General features: G+C 63.9%; 17 protein-coding genes. 15 read left to right on the top strand and 2 right to left on the bottom strand.

Features of this window, described 5'->3' with window-relative positions; genetic code table 11:
- Positions 1–6: 6 nt before the first annotated feature.
- The 5 genes from AB4Y31_RS25295 to AB4Y31_RS25275 are packed head-to-tail and all read left to right on the top strand — an operon-like array spanning position 7 to position 4965.
- A complete protein-coding gene (locus AB4Y31_RS25295; RefSeq protein WP_368676382.1) occupies positions 7–1212 on the top strand; it encodes a CpaE family protein in 1206 nt (401 codons plus the stop codon).
- A gap of 20 nt (positions 1213–1232) precedes the next feature.
- The gene (locus AB4Y31_RS25290) at positions 1233–2600 is read left to right on the top strand and encodes a CpaF family protein (RefSeq protein WP_368676381.1); all 1368 of its coding nucleotides are present in this window, start codon (positions 1233–1235) and stop codon (positions 2598–2600) included.
- Between the two features lie 50 nt (positions 2601–2650).
- Positions 2651–3628 (top strand): type II secretion system F family protein, encoded by a 978-nt coding sequence (locus AB4Y31_RS25285; RefSeq protein ID WP_368676380.1) that lies wholly within the window; start codon positions 2651–2653, stop codon positions 3626–3628.
- 52 nt (positions 3629–3680) lie between these two features.
- On the top strand, positions 3681–4649 hold the full coding sequence (locus AB4Y31_RS25280; protein WP_368676379.1) for a type II secretion system F family protein: 969 nt from the start codon (positions 3681–3683) through the stop codon (positions 4647–4649).
- Positions 4650–4686: 37 nt separating this feature from the next.
- Positions 4687–4965, top strand: coding sequence for a hypothetical protein (locus tag AB4Y31_RS25275; RefSeq protein ID WP_368676378.1), 279 nt, complete (start codon positions 4687–4689; stop codon positions 4963–4965).
- Between the two features lie 12 nt (positions 4966–4977).
- Here the strand turns inward: AB4Y31_RS25275 and AB4Y31_RS25270 are convergent, their stop codons facing one another.
- The gene (locus AB4Y31_RS25270; RefSeq protein ID WP_368676377.1) at positions 4978–6057 is read right to left on the bottom strand and encodes a hypothetical protein; all 1080 of its coding nucleotides are present in this window, start codon (positions 6055–6057) and stop codon (positions 4978–4980) included.
- A gap of 219 nt (positions 6058–6276) precedes the next feature.
- Between AB4Y31_RS25270 and AB4Y31_RS25265 the strand changes: the two genes are divergently transcribed.
- Both AB4Y31_RS25265 and AB4Y31_RS25260 read left to right on the top strand, forming a co-directional pair.
- Complete coding sequence (locus AB4Y31_RS25265; protein WP_368676376.1) at positions 6277–7233, top strand: phosphorylase; 957 nt, start codon at positions 6277–6279, stop codon at positions 7231–7233.
- Positions 7234–7267: 34 nt separating this feature from the next.
- Positions 7268–8809, top strand: coding sequence for an SH3 domain-containing protein (locus AB4Y31_RS25260; protein WP_368676375.1), 1542 nt, complete (start codon positions 7268–7270; stop codon positions 8807–8809).
- Positions 8810–8832: 23 nt separating this feature from the next.
- Here the strand turns inward: AB4Y31_RS25260 and AB4Y31_RS25255 are convergent, their stop codons facing one another.
- Positions 8833–10158 (bottom strand): MFS transporter, encoded by a 1326-nt coding sequence (locus AB4Y31_RS25255; RefSeq protein WP_051089974.1) that lies wholly within the window; start codon positions 10156–10158, stop codon positions 8833–8835.
- A gap of 155 nt (positions 10159–10313) precedes the next feature.
- Here AB4Y31_RS25255 and AB4Y31_RS25250 point away from each other — a divergent pair, with 155 nt between their 5' ends.
- The 8 genes from AB4Y31_RS25250 to mdcH are packed head-to-tail and all read left to right on the top strand — an operon-like array spanning position 10314 to position 17413.
- Positions 10314–11111: a GntR family transcriptional regulator gene (locus AB4Y31_RS25250; protein ID WP_368676374.1), complete on the top strand. Its 798-nt coding sequence runs from the start codon at positions 10314–10316 to the stop codon at positions 11109–11111.
- A 57-nt stretch (positions 11112–11168) separates the two neighbouring features.
- A complete protein-coding gene (gene mdcA / locus AB4Y31_RS25245; RefSeq protein WP_368676373.1) occupies positions 11169–12848 on the top strand; it encodes a malonate decarboxylase subunit alpha in 1680 nt (559 codons plus the stop codon).
- A gap of 12 nt (positions 12849–12860) precedes the next feature.
- Complete coding sequence (locus tag AB4Y31_RS25240) at positions 12861–13763, top strand: triphosphoribosyl-dephospho-CoA synthase (protein WP_368676591.1); 903 nt, start codon at positions 12861–12863, stop codon at positions 13761–13763.
- On the top strand, positions 13751–14083 hold the full coding sequence (locus AB4Y31_RS25235; protein WP_018439355.1) for a malonate decarboxylase subunit delta: 333 nt from the start codon (positions 13751–13753) through the stop codon (positions 14081–14083). The genes AB4Y31_RS25240 and AB4Y31_RS25235 overlap by 13 nt, the downstream gene beginning before the upstream one ends.
- Positions 14080–14985: a biotin-independent malonate decarboxylase subunit beta gene (locus AB4Y31_RS25230; RefSeq protein WP_368676372.1), complete on the top strand. Its 906-nt coding sequence runs from the start codon at positions 14080–14082 to the stop codon at positions 14983–14985. The genes AB4Y31_RS25235 and AB4Y31_RS25230 overlap by 4 nt, the downstream gene beginning before the upstream one ends.
- Positions 14986–14997: 12 nt before the next feature.
- Positions 14998–15825 carry a biotin-independent malonate decarboxylase subunit gamma gene (mdcE, locus tag AB4Y31_RS25225; RefSeq protein WP_368676371.1) on the top strand — a complete coding sequence of 276 codons (828 nt, stop codon included), beginning with the start codon at positions 14998–15000 and terminating at the stop codon, positions 15823–15825.
- Positions 15810–16481: a malonate decarboxylase holo-ACP synthase gene (locus AB4Y31_RS25220; RefSeq protein WP_368676370.1), complete on the top strand. Its 672-nt coding sequence runs from the start codon at positions 15810–15812 to the stop codon at positions 16479–16481. Before mdcE ends, AB4Y31_RS25220 begins: the two co-directional genes overlap by 16 nt.
- Complete coding sequence (gene mdcH / locus AB4Y31_RS25215; protein ID WP_368676590.1) at positions 16481–17413, top strand: malonate decarboxylase subunit epsilon; 933 nt, start codon at positions 16481–16483, stop codon at positions 17411–17413. Before AB4Y31_RS25220 ends, mdcH begins: the two co-directional genes overlap by 1 nt.
- Positions 17414–17415: the final 2 nt, after the last annotated feature.

Below are 17415 nucleotides of genomic sequence, written 5' to 3'. Positions count from 1 at the left end.
ACGACCATGATCGACATCCTAAGTATTTCAAAAGACGCATCGCGGCTTGCGCAAATTGTACGCCTCATCGGTGATTGCGGAAGCTATCGGACGACGCGAACCGTGGGCGCCCCGTCTCAGCTTGCGCAGCGCGGCGACAGTCTCGAATCGTTCGATGTCCTCATCGTCGATGCGTCATCACTCGACGACGCGGAACTGACTGTTGTCAGCGAGCTCTCTCACCGATATGAGCGCCTCACATGTATCCTCGTGACTGCCGAAGCTTCGCCGCAGACGTTGATCGCCGCAATGCGCGCGGGCTTTCGCGACGCTCTCCCATGGCCGCTCGATCAGCGCTCGCTTGCTGAGGCGCTTGATCGCGCGGCAGGGAAAGTGGCCGCGCGCGGTGGCAAGAAAAGCCGGATCGTGTCGTTCATGTCGTGTAAAGGCGGCACGGGAACGACCCTGATTGCGACCAACGTCGCTCACGCGATTTCCGTCGGTTGGAAAAAGCGCGTCCTGCTTGTCGATCTCAATCAACTTTACGGTGATGCGGCATTTCTTGTCACCAACGAAAAGCCCACCTCGACCCTGCCATCCGCATGCGCACACATCGAGCGCATGGACTCCGCGTTCCTTGACGCGAGCGTCATGCACATTAGCGACACGTTCCATGTGCTCGCTGGCGCGGGTGATCCCGTGAGAGCGGCCGATATCAGTATCGAGCGGCTCGAATGGATTGTCGGCGTCGCCATTCCGCGCTACGAGTTCGTCGTCTTCGATCTTGGCCAGTCCATCAATCAGCTTTCGATGCTCGCGCTCGACCGAAGCAATGAAATCCATGTCGTTCTGCAGGCGAGTATGCCGCATGTCCGCGCAGGCCGACGCCTGCAGGACATCCTCGCGTCGCTCGGTTACCCGGCGGACCGCGTCCGGCTCCTGCTGAATCGCTACACCCGGCGCGGCGAGCGAGCGCGCGCAACCCTCGAGGAAGTCCTCGCCATGGCGCCCTACCAAGTGCTCCCTGAAGACGACGTTGTCAGTGATGCATTGAACGAGGGAGTCCCGATATCCGAAATCAAGCGGAGCTCTCCGGTGGCGCGCGCGCTCCAGCAACTCGCGGCGAACATCGTCTCCGAGGCTCCGGCACATGCTCGTGGTCGCATGCGCAGTGAGTCCGGCAAACTGCGGCTCTTCGGCCGCAGCGCGGCACCCAAGCTCAAAGCCATGTAAGCGTAGGTAAGGAGATAATCATGTCGCTGCGTGAGCAGATATCCGGCCAGTTCAAACAACCGCTCAGCGAGCGCGGCGGCGGCCCCGTCTCACCGAACTGCATGGCGCTCGGCGCATATCAGAAGCTGAAGCGCGATGTGCATCAGGCCGTGCTGGATCATGTCGAGCTGGAACGCCTCTCCCGGATGCCGTCCGACCAAGTCCGCCAGGAGATCGGTGCGCTCATCGCGCACATTCTCGAAGAAGATAAAGCGCCTGCCAACGACGGTGAGAGAAAGCAACTAGTCATTGACGTGTACGACGAGATGTTCGGCTTCGGTCCGCTTGAAGTTCTCCTTCGCGACCCGACGGTCTCTGACATTCTCGTCAACACGGCAAAGCAAACTTACGTTGAACGTAAGGGCAAGCTCGAGCTGACCGACGTGACGTTCTACGACGATGCGCATCTGATGAAGGTCATCGAAAAGATCGTGTCTCGCGTGGGACGGCGCATCGACGAATCAAGCCCGATGGTCGACGCGCGCCTGCCTGACGGCTCGCGCGTCAACGCAATCATTCCGCCGTCCGCGATCGACGGCCCGCTCGTTTCGATCCGGCGCTTTGCGGTCAATCCACTGCAGGTCTCGGACCTGATCCGGCTGCATACGTTTACGCCGCCGATGGCCGAGCTGCTCGATGCGCTTGCGCGCGCCAAGGTGAACATCCTTATATCCGGCGGCACCGGCAGTGGGAAAACGACGCTGCTCAACATTCTTTCAGGCTATATCCCAGGCGACGAGCGGATAGTCACCATCGAAGACGCGGCTGAGTTGCAGTTGCGCCAACCCCACGTGCTTAGGCTCGAGACGCGCCCGCCTAACATCGAGGGTCGCGGCGAGATCACGCAACGAACGCTCGTCCGCAATGCGCTGCGCATGCGACCAGATCGCATCATACTCGGCGAGGTGCGTGGTGCGGAAGCGCTCGATATGCTGGCCGCGATGAATACGGGCCACGAGGGATCGTTGGCAACGATCCACGCCAATACGCCGCGCGATGCGCTGACACGGCTCGAAAACATGATCAACCTTGGCGGCATGTCGCTACCGCCCAAAACAATGCGCCAGCAGATCGCATCCGCGATCTCGGTCGTCGTCCAGGCAACGCGGCTTAACGACGGCAAACGCAAGATCGTCAGCATTCAGGAGATCACTGGGATGGAGGGCGAGATCATCAACATGCAGGAGGTGTTTGCGTTCAAGCGAACAGGGGTCGATCAGACGGGCGGCGTTCGAGGCTACTTCTGCGCGACTGGAGTGCGGCCCAAATTCGTCGAGCGCCTGCAGGCTTTCGGCATCAAGCTGCCCGACGATATGTTCGATCCCGCGCGTCGATTCGAAGCCGCGTGACCTCCAACCGCGTCTTTCGGCGAACCGCCGAGGACTGAAGGAGACCCTGTATGGACCCGATCTTCTATGCGTTTATCATCTTGCTTTTCGTCGCGATCGTGCTCGCAATCGAAGGTGGCTACCTGTGGTGGAACAGCCGGCATGGTCCGGCCGCAAAGCGGATCGAATCGCGCATCCGCGCCTTGTCCGCCGGCGGACAGCTTCAAAGGGAGCGCCTGACGATCCTCAAGGACCGCATGTTGCGCGAATCGAGCTCCCTCGAGAAGCTGTTGATGCGCATGCCGCGCATCCACTTGCTAGATCTGTTGATTCAGCAATCCGGTCTTAACTGGTCTGCCTCCCGGCTAGTGTTCACAAGTTGCGCGATTCCGGTCATCGTGCTTGCCGTCTTCATATTTACGCCGGTGCCGTTCGCAATTGCGGTCACCGTCGCGCTTTCGTCCGGCTCGCTGCCCTATCTCTACGTAAACCGAAAGCGCAGCAAACGGCTGTTGAAGCTCGAACGTCAACTGCCTGATGCGGCCGATACGATCAGTCGCGCGCTTCGCGCCGGCCACTCTTTTCCTAGTGCGGTCGGTATGGTAAGCGCCGAGTTCCCCGAGCCGATGGCCGGCGAATTCCGCATCATGTTCGACGAAATCAACTATGGCGTGCCGCTCAACGACGCCTTGACGAATCTGGCGAAACGCGTGCCAATTCGCGACTTACGCTACTTCGTCATTGCAGTGCTTATCCAGCGCGAGACCGGTGGCAACCTCGCCGAAGTGCTGGACGGTATTGCGTTGCTCATTCGCGAGCGCTTCAAGTTGTTCGATAAAGTCCGGGTCTTGTCAGCTGAAGGCAAGTTGTCGGCATGGGTGCTTGGACTGCTGCCTTTTATCACTGCAGGCGCCATGTTCGCCCTGAACCCGCAGTTCCTCGAGGTGCTCTGGACGGATGAGCTGGGCGCGAGAGTGGTCGGCGTCATGCTTGTATTGATGCTGCTCGGCGTAATCTCGATGCGCAAGATCATCAGGATCCGGGTATGACCGCCGAAGTGCATTCGCACTGGAGCCGTATTAGACATGAAGGAGACGCACTATGGATTCGGCCAATGCCATGAACGTACTGCTAATGGTCGGTATTTTTGCCTTCGTGTTCGCTGGTGTATTGGGAGCGATGCTATTGTTCGCTCCCAGAGACATGCGACGGCGCGTTGAGCAGGCAGGTGGCATGGCCCGCAGTGCAACGCCGACAGAAACCGACTCGGCAAGCGCTGCATGGCTCGAGAAAATCGCGCAGATCTCGCAACCGATCGCGAAGCTGTCGATTCCCAAAGAGGGCTGGGAGAACTCGGCGTTGCGAGTGCAACTGATGAACGCAGGCTGGCGATCGCCCAACGCGGCAGCAGTCTATTTTGCCGCGAAAACTCTGCTCGCGCTTGCCTTGCCACTCTTCGCGCTGGCGTGGCTCCTGCGCACATCGCTCGCCACAGAACCGCTGTGGCTCTCCGCCGCGCTAATCGGGCTCGGAGGAATCGGCTACTATCTGCCAAACGGCGTGGTGAGCCGCCGCGTGACATCGCGCCAGCGCACGATTTTCGAAGACTTTCCTGATGCACTAGACCTCCTGACTGTTTGCATCGAAGCCGGGCTAAGCCTCGACGCCGGCATCATGCGTGTGGCAGAAGAAATCAAACTCCGCAGCGAAGTCGTGGCGAACGAGTTCGACCTTTTGCTGCTCGAGCAGCGTTCCGGTTTCTCGCGCGAAAAGGCATTGCGCAACCTTTCACTGCGAACGGGCGTCGAGGATATTGATTCGTTCACCACAATGTTGATTCAGGCAGAACGCTTCGGCACGAGCATTGCCGATTCTCTGCGAGTGCTCTCCGACACCCTGCGCACGCGGCGCCGCATGCGGGCAGAAGAGCAGGCGGCGAAAATCGCGCTCAAGCTGCTTTTGCCACTTGCCTTTTGCATCTTCCCTGCGCTCCTCACCGTTTTGCTTGGGCCCGCGATGATTCATGTCTACCGGATTCTCCTACCGACCATGGCAGGTGGAGGCAGCTAAAATACGCGTACCAACGCGCATTTGGAAGGACACCATCATGATCCGCAAAACACTCAACGCGTCGCGGCTGCAAGAGGAAGTGAGCCGCCGCATCCACCGCGTGCATGAAATCGTCGAAGACGGCGTGAAGATCCAGGTGCCGCGCCCTCAAAAACAGGAGCCCGACGCGACGGGCTGCAACTGGACAATGAAGCACTTCGGCAACGCTGTCGGCTACCAGCGCGTCGTCGAAGAAGTGCTTCGAGCAGCCCGCGCCGAATATAACGTCTCTGAGTCCGACGACGCAAAGGACATCCACAGCCTCTTCGGCGAATAACGCGCGGTGCCCTCACGCATTACCCGATGCATCGCGTTCCGCCGCTTCGAGCCCTTCGTCCACTTTCTGCCGACGAAAGCGCGAGAAAATCCCGCGCAGGCGCCGCTTCAACCTATCGTCGAACATGATCTTGAGGGCCCAGCGCAGCTGCCCCTTTCGATGCTGCGCCGCGACGACGCGCCACACGCGCGGCGGACAGAAATCCCGGTGCCGTGCCTCTCGTTCGATGACGGACTTACTGCCCGGCAAATGCAGGAACGAACATCGGCTGAACCAGTAAAGATTCCGATGCGTGTTGCCCGGCCAATGGCGGCCCACTGCCTGATAAGCGCCGACGTCGACGATCGCCTGACCTTCCTGCTCGAGCAGAGAAAGCGCTGCGGAGATGAACGCTTCATCGCCGTGGTGATGGAGATGGCGAATTTCCGCAAGGTAGCGCGTGAAGCACGGCATAGCCCGCTCGATGAGTCGGGTAAGAAATTCAGTGGTACATAGCAAAAATTCCCCGCCATACCATCGCGGATTTCCGAGCGGACGGCCAGCCACCCTCTCAAGATCGGCAATGACACGCGCGCTGCCGTAGGCGGGAAAGACTTGATCGGAAATATCGAAGGCGCCGACGCCGAGCCATGCACAGCGCGTGATGAGTGCCGCGTCGAGGGGATGCATGGCGACCATGTCCGTATCGAGCAGCAGAAAAAGCGCATCTTTCGGCAGGCTCTTGGCCGCCTGAATCATCAAATCGAACTTGAAATGGGCGGCATAGAATGGGGTGCTTTTCGGCAGATCCCGGTGCGCAATCTCGAGTGCCTGCACGACGGGGCGTGCGTCCTCGTCCGCCATATCGGCAAGCATGCGGCGAACGGCCTCGACTTCGTTCGTGTAGACGGTCAGGCGCGGCAGCCCGGCGTAGAGCAGCGACTTGTTCAGGCCAACGGCCTGGCGCACGTACGCGGACGGATCCTTGCTTCGGCTGTTCGGGCTCGCGCCGGCACCGGGGTCGAGGTAAACAAGCGCGCATGGATAAAGCGACTGGAACGTCGCACGGCGACGCCCGATGACATGCAACGGTTCATTGAGTTCGATTGTCATCTGCTCGGTAACCCGTGGAATCGCCCCGCCTGCGCGAAGACGCCCCGTCCCCCATTAGACTCGGACCTATTTGGTGCAAAGCCCATGCCCACGTGCTTCAAAAACAAATCCGGGCTGCTCGGCCCGGATCAACGTATTCATGAACCGATGATATGAAGTACGGCCCGGCCTTCTGCGCCACAATATCGCCGTTGAAAGACACCGCGGAACGATTCGATTATGTCTTCGCTGCTGACGCCCAATACGCTTTTGTCGGCGATTGTGCGCCGAACCGCACACGCGCTCGAATGCGGCGCGCTTCGGCCGATCGAAACGGCATCGATCGCACTCGACGATGGCGCGGTGCGCTTCTTGGTACGCCAAGTATCGAGCCTCGCCCGAAAAACGCGCGAGCGTGGCGACCATGCGACAAATTCGCCCTCGCCACGGGTCGACCCATTTCTGCCGTACGACCCGGACCTTTTCGTCGCTGACATTACGCCGACGCACGTCGCTTTGCTCAATAAGTTCAACGTCATCGATCATCACCTTTTGATCGTCACGCGCGCTTTCGAGGAACAGGAAGCTTTGCTCAACATCGACGACTTCACCGCCTGGTTGGCTTGCCTTACGCAGTTCGAGCCGCCCGGCGTGCGGCCGCCCGGCTCGCCGGCATCCAGCTCAGGGGCGCTCGGGTTCTACAACGGCGGCGAGGCGGCCGGCGCCAGTCAGCGACACAAGCATATGCAGCTCGTGCCGTTGCCGCTGGCAGCCGATGCCCAGAGCCCGTCCCTGCCGATCGAACCGCTCGTCTCGGCCGCGCTCGCCAAGGGGGCCGACGTCACCGCTCTCGACGGCCTGCCGTTCATGCATGCGTTCGCGCCACTCCCCCCCGCCCCCGCGCCGGTTGCCGCCCTAGACCTGTACTTACGGCTCATGGAAGCCCTCGGGCTCATCGATAAGTCCGGCCCTGGCGCGCCCGCGCGCCAAGCCAGCCCTTACAATCTGCTGCTGACGCCACGATGGATGCTGGTCGTGCCGCGCCGGGCCGAATGCGCCGACGGCGTGTCGATCAACGCGCTGGGCTTCGCAGGCTCGTTGTTCGTCCGCGACGCCGGGCAGATGGAAACCGTGCGTCGGCTGAGACCGATGACGCTGCTCGAGCGCGTATCGATGCCGCGCGACGCAAACGCATGATTACGGCTTTGATACTCTCTCGGATTGCTCGTCGATGCTCCGCAAATTCCGCGCTTTGAATCCTCGCTTGGCCATTGTCGCGCTATGCCTTGCCCTCGCCGCTTGTGCGTCGAATCCGCCCGCTTCGCAGCCGCATGCTTATGTCGATCCGGTCGGCGTCTTTCCGATGGCGGCCTACGATCAAAACGTCGATCGCTGGATCGATCCCGCGGCGCCCGGTTACGACACGCCGTTCCTCAGCGCGCAAACCCAGCGCGAGCAACTCGACGCACTCTACGCACGCTATTTCGGCATGCGAGCCGACGACCCTTCGCCCTGGAACCCGGCTTTCATCCGTACGATCGTCTATGGCCAGAACGGCCAGAACATCGTCGATCTCCAGCTTCGCCGCATCGAACGATACGACAACGCGGGCAAGCTCGATAACCTGATCGGCTATGGGCAAAACTATCGCGCGCACACGAAGCAGTGGATCGATGCGATCGAGCAGAACATGGATGTCGCGCAGTTCGGACGAGCGCCGCATTTCCGGCCTTCGGCGCGTGCCATCGCAACGGCCAATCTGCTCGTGCGCGAGCTCCCGACGACGGATCCCTCGTTCTATTCCCGCAAGCTCGCCGGCGAAGGTTACCCGTTCGACAATCTGCAGATTTCGGCCATTCGCCCCGGGACGCCGCTCTACATACTGGGCGTGACGTCGGACGGCGCATGGGATTACGTGCAAACGCCCGACGTCCAGGGCTGGGTGCACGCGCAAGGCGTCGGCACCGTCGACGATGCCTTCGTCGATACCTGGACGCAAAGCGCCCGCGCGTCGTGGGGCGCCGTCGTCGCGGCATCGGCGCCCGTGCGCGACGAAGCGGGAACGTTCCGTTTCGCCGCACCGGCCGGAACGCTGCTGCCCCTCGCCCCTCGCTCGTCCCTGACCGGGACCGGCACCGGCGCGCAGGCCGACGCACGAATGGTCCTCGTACCCGCCCGAGATACCGACGGCCGCGCCACGATCCGCCGTGCGCGGCTCGCCGACTCGCAAATCACGCCGATGCCGCTCGCCGCAACGCCGCGACATCTGGCCATGCTGATGAAAGCGCTGATCGGCCGGCCCTACGGATGGGGCAACATGGACTTCTATAACGATTGTTCGTCGGAACTGCAAAGCATCTTCGCCGCATTCGGCGTGTGGCTGCCGCGGCACTCGTCGACGCAGATGAGCGCGGGCCTCTTCACCGATCTCTCCGATGCGAAGCCGGCCGACCGCCTCGACTACCTGATGCGGCACGGCGAGCCGATGCGCACGATCGTCTACATCGGCGGGCATGTCATGCTCTACCTGGGCCCGACCGAGCGCGACGGCCACGCAGTGCCGCTCGTCTACCAGGACATCTGGGGCTTACGGCCCGCCGACAACAGCCGCCGCTCGGTCATCGGCGGTTCGGTCATCTTCCCGCTGTTGCTGAGGATTCCTGAAGATCCCTCGCTGCAGTCGCTGGCCGGCACGCCGATCTTTCAGATCACCGTGATCGGCGCGCCGAGCGGCACTAAGCCGCCGCCCGACCAGGAAAATCCCGCGAGCTGAGCGGCGGCCGGCTCGCCGCTGCGCTACTGCGGCAGCACGTCGCCGCGCGTCTCGGGCGCGAGCGGCACGATGAAAAGACCGATCACGAACGCGATCGCCGTCAATGCGACGGGCACCCCGAGCGTGTGCATCTGCAAAACGGCCGCACCGAGCAAGAAGTTGACGCCGGCCCCGATGAAACGGCCGAACGACGTGCAAAACGCGAACGCCGTCGCGCGCACGCGCGTTTCGAACTGTTCCGGCAACCACAGGCTGAAGAGCGCGAAGTTGCCGCCGAAAAAGCCGAGCGCGAAGAGCCAGGCGATGAACGGCACGAGTCCGTTGGGCAGGTAGAACGCCCATCCGAAGCTGCCCGCGATCGAGACGGCCATGCCGGCGAAATAGAAGGCGAGCGTTTTCTTGCGCCCTATGCGCTCCGCCATCGGCGGCAACGCGAGGCAGCCGAGGATCGTGCCGATCGAAAGCAGACCCGTGGCGAGCGATGCCGTCTTGATCGCGGCGCTCTTGTCCATGCCCGCCTTCAATGAAAGCTGAATGACAGCTGACGGCTCGTAGACTGCGCCGGCCCACAGGCCGACGATGGCGATCGTCAACAACGCGCACGCCACCCACGTGCGGCGCCGATAGTGCGGACCGAGAATGTCGCGCAGCGGACGCGAGCGCACGACTTTCGCCTCGGCCTTCTGCCATTTTTCGGGCTCCTTCACGCGCAGCAGAACGAGAATGGCGACGACGACGGGAACGGCGCCCGTCAGGAACATGGCACGCCAGCCGAAATGAACGCCGACGGTGTAATTGAGCGCCGCCGCCAGAAAGAAGCCCGCGTAGTAGCCCGTCTGCAGGTAGCCCGCGCCCATTTTGCGGCGATCCTCGGGCCACGCCTCGGCCACGTAGGTGCCCGCGAGCGCCCACTCGCCACCGATGCCGACTCCGGCGATGAACCGGTAGATACCGAGCTCCCAGACGTTGCTCGCGGTGGCGGCGAGCCCCGTGAAGATCGCGAACGTGAAGATGGTGCCGGCGAGTACCTTGGTCCGGCCGAAGCGGTCGGCAAGCGGCCCCCAGATGAACGACAGGCCCCAGCCGACGAGAAACAATGCGAACAGGATCGAACCCGCCAGACCGATGTTCGCGGGTGTCGCCGCATAACCCGAGCGCGGCAGTAACTCGGTCAACGCGGGCGTCAGGACGAGCGCGTAGATGAACGAATCCATCCCGTCGAGCGTCCATCCCGACCAAGCCCCCCAAAAACCCGCGATTTGGGAACGATTGAGCGGCGTTCGGCGTCGCGCCGCTCGTGCGCCCAGGGCGCCTTGCGCCTCTTGCGCATTGTCTGTGCTTGAACCCATTTGACTCCTCCGGAGATACGGTTGGACACGACCCCACTTCTGTCAACTGAGCCGGCGCGATGGTGCCGCGCCTCGCCCGGTCGGGCTTCGAACCTGGAAGACACCAGGGTTTGCCCGATTTCTGATCGAATATTTTGTATATAATATCGAGCATCATGACTGACGCAACGAATCGTTTTCCCTTAGGCGAGTCTTCGAACGGTGCTGCAAGTGCGGGCCTGCCGCTTGCGGCTGTCGCGGCGCCGCCGCGCGTAAGCGCCTCGAAAATGGTCGCGGACGCGCTGCGCGAGGCGATCGTCAAGGGCACGCTGGCTCCCGGCGCACCGCTGAGGCAGGACGCGGTCGCGCGTCACTTCGCGGTCAGTGCCATTCCCGTGCGCGAAGCGTTACGGCAGCTCGAGAGCGAAGGCTGGGCCAAGGTGGAGATGAACAAGGGCGCGACCGTCGCCCCGCTCTTGCCCGATGAGGCGCGAGAGATCTACGAGATCCGGGCCGCACTCGAAAGCCTGGCCATCGCATGCGCGATCCCCGCTCATGACGAAGCGACGTTGCGCGAGGCGCAGGAGCTGTGCGAGGCCGCGCGCCTCGAACCCGATTCCGCGCTTTACGTCTCGCGCAACGAGGCGTTTCATATGAGTCTCTATGCGCCCGCGAAGCGGCCGCAATTGCTGGAGCTGATCGAGACGCTGCACCGGCGCGGCGAGCGGTTTCTGCGCGTCAAGTTTGGGTTGCCCGAGCACAAGGTGGTCTCGGACCGGGAACACGCCGCGTTGATGCGGGCCGTTCGCCGGCGCGACGTTGCGACGGCCCAGAAGCTGGTCGCGGAACATCTGCTCAGCACCGGCGAATTGCTCTATAAACTGCTGAGCGAGAACAACGTCGATGCGCCCGCTGCTTCGAAGCGAGACGGCGGCAAGCGTGGGGCAAAGAAACCGCCGCGCCAAAGCACATGAACGCGGTCTAGGACGAAGCCGCCTCCCATTGAACCCGATACGAGAACCGATCGATCGATGAATGCTCCAGCCGATACTTCCTTCTCGCGCAGTTGGACGACGCTGCGCGACGAAAAAGCGCGGCGTCTCGCCGTCGTGGCCCCGTGGATCGAAGACGGCGTGCTGCCCCGAGCGAGAATCGTCGACGCACTCGAGGCACTGATCCGCCCCGGCGATCGCGTGGCGCTCGAAGGCGACAACCAGAAGCAGGCCGACTTTCTGTCGCGCTCGCTCGCGCAAGTTGATCCGACGAAGGTCAGCGGCATCCATCTGCTGATCTCGAGCATCAGCCGCCCGGAACATCTGACGCTTTTCGAGCGTGGCATCGCGCACAAAGTCGATTTCGCGTTCGCGGGGCCGCAAAGCCTACGCGTCGCGCAGCTGCTCGAGGACGGCCAGCTTGAAGTCGGCGCGATCCATACGTATGTCGAGCTTTACGCGCGGATGTTCGTCGATCTCGCGCCGCGCGTAGCGCTGCTCTGCGCCGATAAGGCTGACCGCCACGGCAATCTCTACACCGGTCCCAATACGGAAGACACCCCCACGATCGCCGAAGCGGCCGCCTTCCGGCATGGCATCGTCATCGTTCAGGTGAACGAAATAGTCGATGAGCTGCCGCGCGTCGACATTCCCGGCTCATGGGTCGATGTCGTCGTCGAGGCCGATCGTCCGTTCGCGATCGAGCCGCTGTTCACGCGCGATCCACGCCATATCGGCGATTTGCAGGTCCTGACGGCGATGCTGGCGATCCGCGGCATCTATGAAGCGTATGGCGTGACGTCGCTCAATCACGGCATCGGCTTCGATACCGCGGCAATCGAGCTGATCCTGCCAACCTACGGCGCCGAGCTCGGCCTCAAAGGAAAGATCTGCCGCAACTGGACGCTCAATCCGCATCCCACGCTGATCCCCGCGATCGAATCGGGGTGGGTCGAAAGCGTTCACTGCTTCGGCAGCGAGGTCGGCATGGAAGCGTATATCGCGGCCCGTCCCGACGTCTTCTTCACGGGTCGCGACGGCAGCCTGCGCTCGAATCGCGTGCTTTGCCAACTCGCGGGGCAATACGGCGTCGATCTCTTCATCGGATCGACGCTGCAGATCGATGCCGATGCGAACTCGTCCACGGTCACGCGCGGGCGTCTCGCCGGGTTCGGCGGGGCGCCGAACATGGGCCACGATCCGCGTGGGCGCCGCCATGCGAGCGAGGCCTGGCTCAAGCTGCTGAAGGCCGAAGGCGGGCCCGCCGCCGCGGGCTCTGGCGTGGCGCGCGGACGCAAGCTCGTCGTCCAGCTCGCTGAGACGTACAAGAAAGGCGGCGAGCCAACGTTCGTCGACGAGCTCGACGCCGTCAGCGTGGGCGCGAAAAGCGGGATGCCGATCGCGCCCGTCATGATCTACGGCGATGACGTCAGCCACGTCGTCACCGAGGAAGGCATTGCGTATCTTCACAAGGCGCAGGGTGTCGAGGAGCGCCGCGCGGCGCTCGCGGCCGTGGCGGGCGTCACGCCGATCGGTCTGCGCGCCGAGCCGGCGCGGACCGCCGAGCTGCGCAGGCGTGGCATCGTCGCTTACCCCGAAGACCTGGGGATTCGGCGCGGACAAGCCAAGCGCACGCTGCTAGCCGCCCGCAGCATCGACGATCTCGTCGAGTGGTCGGGCGGACTCTACTCGCCGCCCGCGCGTTTCAGGAGCTGGTGAGCGATGTCGCCCATGACGATCCATGCCGCGTGCGCGGCGTCACAGGAAGAAGCCGACGGCATGGCCGCGCGGCTTGCGCGCTTCGCTGTCGACGCGCTCGTCGAAGAGGCCCATCTGACGCCGAAACCGGCGCTCGTCGATCGTCGCGGGAGTGGCGCGCATCGCGATCTGAATCTCGCCGTCATGATGCGTTCGGCCCATGCGCTCGAGCCGACGTTCGCGGCGCTCGCGCGTGCGACATGTGGCCAGGCGCCGTCGGCGATGCTGCGCACGGAACTCGCGGCAATCGGAAGAGCCGGCGAGGTCGCCATGATGCGTGCGACGGACGGCAGCAACGCCCATCGCGGCGCGATCTGGATCATCGGACTGCTCGTTGCGGGCGCAACGATCTGCCACGATGTCGGTGAGACTTGGCAACCGCGCGCGATCTGTGAGCTCGGGGCACAAATCGCCTGCTTCCCCGACTTTGCGGCCGTCCCCACCGACAGCAACGGCGCGCGTGCGCGTGCCCGCTACGGGGCCGGCGGCGCCCGTCGCGAAGCGCAGCATGGGTTTCCGCACGTGCTGCGCGCGGGCTTGCCCACGCTGCAAGCGACGCGCCGGCGCGGCGACGGCGAAAACGCCGCGCGTATCGACGCGCTGCTCTCGATCATGACGACGCTCGACGACACATGCTTGCTGCATCGAGCCGGCCCCCCCGCGCTCGATGCCGCGCGGCATGGCGCACGCGAGGTGCTCGCGAAAGGCGGCAGCGCGAGTCTGCCGGGCCGGGCCGCGCTCTATCGTCTCGACAGGACGCTCGTCGCATTGAACGCCTCACCGGGCGGCGCGGCCGACCTGCTCGCCGCAACCCTTTTCATCGACAAGCTGGTGCGGTACGGCACCGGCGGGAGCCAGAACGGATGGAACATCTGACGTTCGATTATTCGGCGCAACGCGCCGTCAACGCTCGCGCGCACGTCGGCGTGGTCGGCTCGGGCGATCTCGAAGTGCTTTTGACGCCGAACGACAAGATGACCGCACACGTCATCGTGCACACGAGCGTCGACGGTTACGGGCATATCTGGAAAAGCGTGCTCGACCGCTTCTTCACGCGATACGACGGCGCCGTGCAGATCGAGATCAACGATTTCGGCGCGACGCCCGGCGTGGTCGCATTGCGGCTCGCCGAGGCAGTCGAAGCGCAACAAGCCGCGCAAGCGGATGGCGCGACGAACAAGGGAGGAGATCAATGACGTCCGCGTCTTTTGTCGCCGCCCCCGCTCCGTTCGCCGCGCGCGAAAGCTTCATCGAGATGACGGCGCGCGAGCGAGCGCGGGCCCTGCTCGATGCAGGCTCGTTTCGCGAGCTCGTCGGTCCGTTCGATCGCCTCACGTCACCGTGGCTGCCGCTGCAGGGCATCGTCTGCCAAGCCGACGATGGTGTCGTCATCGCGCGCGGCACGATCGACCATGAGCCGGCCGTCGTCGCCGCGATCGAGCCGGCCTTTCAAGGCGGCAGCATCGGGGAGGTATCGGGCAGCAAGATCGCGGCGGCGCTCGAGCTCGCGCTTGCCGATTGCCAAAGCGGGAAGCTCGTACGCCCGCTCATCGTCTTTGAAACCGGCGGCGTACGACTGCAGGAAGCGAATCTCGGTCTCGCCGTGATCGCCGAGATCCAATCGGCGATCGTCGCGTTGAGGAAACACGTGCCGGTGGTGGGCGTGATCTCGGGCATGGTCGGGTGTTTCGGCGGCATGTCGCTCACGGCGGCGCTTTGCTCATGCCTCGTCGTGACACGTCAGGCACGCCTCGGCATGAACGGACCCGAGGTCATCGAGCAGGAAGCCGGCATCGAGGAGCTCGATTCGAGCGATCGCCGCCGCGTCTGGCAGCTCATCGGCGGCGCGCAGCGCGTCGGCACCGGATTCGCCGATATGCTCGTGGAAGACGACGCGAGCGCCATTGCGACCGCCGTTCATGTCGCATTCGCGCGCGGCAGGCCCGCCGAGCATCGCAGCGAGCAGGTCGAGGCTTATCTCGCGCGCCTTGCCGGGATCGACGCGCAAACGGTGACGCCCGATTCCATGCGTGCCGCCTTCAGCCCCGCGCCCGGCGCTCAGGGCGCCGACTATGGAAGCGATCGTGAGGATTCCTGAGGAAGTCAATCGATGAACGATACAACGTTGACAAGAGGCCAGCGCTGGCTGCGCGCGCTCGCGGGCGATGCGCTGAAGCCCGCAAGCGCCAGCGCGCCTGTCCGCTACGCCGATGCGCCGCTCGGCGCGGACACCGCCAGGTTCATCGCCGTCGTACCCGATCCCGGAAATCGCTTTGCACGTGCACGCGATAATGTCGTCGGCCTCGAGCAAGGCTGGCTGCTGGCGCAGGCGGTCCGTGCAGCGATTGAAGACGACGCAAGCGCGGGCGAGCGGCGTCCGATCATCGCGATCGTCGATGTGAAAAGCCAGGCATACGGCTATCGCGAGGAGATGCTCGGCATTCATCTCGCCTGCGCGGCGGCAGTGGATGCGTATGCGAGCGCGCGCCAGGCCGGGCATCCTGTCGTCGCGCTGATCGTCGGTCCCGCGATGTCGGGCGCCTTCCTGGCGCACGGCTATCAAGCAAACCGGATCCTGGCGCTCGACGCGCCGGGCACGATGGTGCATGCGATGGGCAAGGAGGCGGCGGCACGCGTGACGCGGCGCTCCGTCGAGTCGCTCGATGCACTGGGCGAGACGGTCACGCCGATGTCGTACTCGCTCACCGCGTTCGGGAAGCTCGGGCTGCTCGACCGACTCATCGAAGGTGTCGATGCGGATTCGCCGACCGACGAGCAGATCGCGCTCGTGCGCCGCGAATTGATCGAGGCCGTGGCAAGCGCCCGCCAGGGCCGGCGCGATCTCTCTCACCGACTCGACTCCGAGAGCGCGAAGAAAACGCGTGCGGCATCGATCGAAGTCCGCCGCAGGCTAGCCGCGCAATGGAACGCCGATTGAGCGAAGCGCGGTATCGCCCGCACGATCTGCTCCGTCTGCGGCGCTTGCCTGGAGGCGGAAGCGCCGACGCACCGGCGTGGGTCCTCGATGCGTTCAGGCATGCGCCGTTCGCCGTCGTGCGCAGAGCGCATGCCGATCCGGGCATCGTTGCGGTGGGTTTGCGCGGGACCACGCGCGCGCAGCGCTACGCAGCCTATGCCAACGAACGCGATATCGAAGCGACGTTGACGCCCGAATGCCTCGTGCGAACCGACCCGCCGCCGGCGCGCGCGTCACTCCCGCCGTTCGTCCTGCTGCGCGCGCTGGTCGACAGTGGATGCCTGGCGGCCTTCGAATGGGGTCCGGCCGGCAGCGCGGCCTTCGAATTGGCGACAGGTATCCCCACGATCACGCCATCGAGCGATCTCGACGTGCTGATCCGTGCCCCCGCCCCGCTTTCGCGTGACCACGCGCAACGCTTGTCGACCGAATTGCAGGCCCATGCGGCACGGGCGGGCCTACGCATCGACGTTCAGCTTGACGCCCCCGCGGGCGGCGTCGCGCTCGCCGAGTGGGCCCTGCGCAAACCGCGCACGATGGTGAGGACTACTGACGGCCCGCGCCTCGTTGCCGATCCGTGGTCCATCGAGCCGGCGGTTCCGGCGGAGGTGACGTGATGCTCGCTTGCCTCTTCCCTGGCCAAGGCGCGCAATCCGCCGGCTTTCTACATCGATTGCCACCGCATCCGATCGTCCAGACCACGCTTGCCGAAGCGTCGGATGCCCTTTCGTTCGACGTTTTGACTATCGATACGCCGGACGCCTTGCGCTCGAGCGTAGCCGTGCAAGTCGGCCTCGTGGTGGCAGGCGTGGCGACTGCCCGCCGGATCGCAGCCGCTGGTTTCGATATCGCGTTGACATCGGGCCTGTCCGTGGGCGCCTATGCCGCTGCGGTCACGGCCGGCGCGATCGCCTTCGCAGACGCATTGCGCCTCGTCGCCAAGCGCGCGGAATTGATGGAGCGTGCCTATCCATCCGGCTACGGTCTTTCCGCGATCGACGGCCTCACCGAGCATGAAGTGGAACGGCTCGCCGACGCTGAGGCAGCCGAAGCCGGACTGCGAATCTATGTCGCCAACGTGAACGCCCCTCGCCAAATCGTGGTGACCGGATCGGATGCGGCACTCGACGCTTTCAATACACGTGCGCTCGCCGCTGGCGCGCACCGGGCGAAACGTCTCGACGTCAGCGTGCCGTCGCATTGCGAGTTGCTCGCCGATGCTTCGGAAGAATTGCTCGCCTATGCAGCCGATATTCCATTGCAAGCACCGCGGGCCGTCTACGTCGGCAACCGTACCGCCCGCCCCTTGCGCACGGCCGAAGCGATCCGCGACGATTTGGCGACGAACATGCGCCATACGGTGCGCTGGTTCGATGCGCTCACCGTCACGATCGAGCTCGGTGCAACGGTGCTCGTCGAAGCGCCGCCGGGCCAGGTGCTGACTTCCATTGCGCGAATCGCCTATCCCGACGTCACGGCGCTGTCCGCCTGCGCGACGCCCGATGAGCGGCTGATTCCACTGCTGGAAAGACGGCTCGGCTCGCGCTAAGA

Source organism: Trinickia sp. EG282A, from assembly GCF_040965455.1.
GTDB lineage: Bacteria > Pseudomonadota > Gammaproteobacteria > Burkholderiales > Burkholderiaceae > Trinickia > Trinickia symbiotica.
Note: the sequence above shows the minus strand (reverse complement) of the source record. Positions and strands in the feature narration are given on the sequence as shown.

Bases quoted from the DNA above. Each gene is read 5' to 3' on its own strand.
- mdcA (WP_368676373.1), top strand. From the start codon at position 11,169: ATGAATGCTCCAGCCGATACTTCCTTCTCGCGCAGTTGGACGACGCTG.
- AB4Y31_RS25285 (WP_368676380.1), top strand. From the start codon at position 2,651: ATGGACCCGATCTTCTATGCGTTTATCATCTTGCTTTTCGTCGCGATC.
- mdcE (WP_368676371.1), top strand. From the start codon at position 14,998: ATGAACGATACAACGTTGACAAGAGGCCAGCGCTGGCTGCGCGCGCTC.
- AB4Y31_RS25295 (WP_368676382.1), top strand. From the start codon at position 7: ATGATCGACATCCTAAGTATTTCAAAAGACGCATCGCGGCTTGCGCAA.
- AB4Y31_RS25290 (WP_368676381.1), top strand. From the start codon at position 1,233: ATGTCGCTGCGTGAGCAGATATCCGGCCAGTTCAAACAACCGCTCAGC.
- AB4Y31_RS25270 (WP_368676377.1), bottom strand. From the start codon at position 6,057: ATGACAATCGAACTCAATGAACCGTTGCATGTCATCGGGCGTCGCCGT.
- mdcH (WP_368676590.1), top strand. From the start codon at position 16,481: ATGCTCGCTTGCCTCTTCCCTGGCCAAGGCGCGCAATCCGCCGGCTTT.
- AB4Y31_RS25230 (WP_368676372.1), top strand. From the start codon at position 14,080: ATGACGTCCGCGTCTTTTGTCGCCGCCCCCGCTCCGTTCGCCGCGCGC.
- AB4Y31_RS25275 (WP_368676378.1), top strand. From the start codon at position 4,687: ATGATCCGCAAAACACTCAACGCGTCGCGGCTGCAAGAGGAAGTGAGC.
- AB4Y31_RS25255 (WP_051089974.1), bottom strand. From the start codon at position 10,158: ATGGGTTCAAGCACAGACAATGCGCAAGAGGCGCAAGGCGCCCTGGGC.
- AB4Y31_RS25240 (WP_368676591.1), top strand. From the start codon at position 12,861: ATGACGATCCATGCCGCGTGCGCGGCGTCACAGGAAGAAGCCGACGGC.
- AB4Y31_RS25280 (WP_368676379.1), top strand. From the start codon at position 3,681: ATGGATTCGGCCAATGCCATGAACGTACTGCTAATGGTCGGTATTTTT.
- AB4Y31_RS25265 (WP_368676376.1), top strand. From the start codon at position 6,277: ATGTCTTCGCTGCTGACGCCCAATACGCTTTTGTCGGCGATTGTGCGC.
- AB4Y31_RS25220 (WP_368676370.1), top strand. From the start codon at position 15,810: ATGGAACGCCGATTGAGCGAAGCGCGGTATCGCCCGCACGATCTGCTC.
- AB4Y31_RS25235 (WP_018439355.1), top strand. From the start codon at position 13,751: ATGGAACATCTGACGTTCGATTATTCGGCGCAACGCGCCGTCAACGCT.
- AB4Y31_RS25260 (WP_368676375.1), top strand. From the start codon at position 7,268: ATGCTCCGCAAATTCCGCGCTTTGAATCCTCGCTTGGCCATTGTCGCG.
- AB4Y31_RS25250 (WP_368676374.1), top strand. From the start codon at position 10,314: ATGACTGACGCAACGAATCGTTTTCCCTTAGGCGAGTCTTCGAACGGT.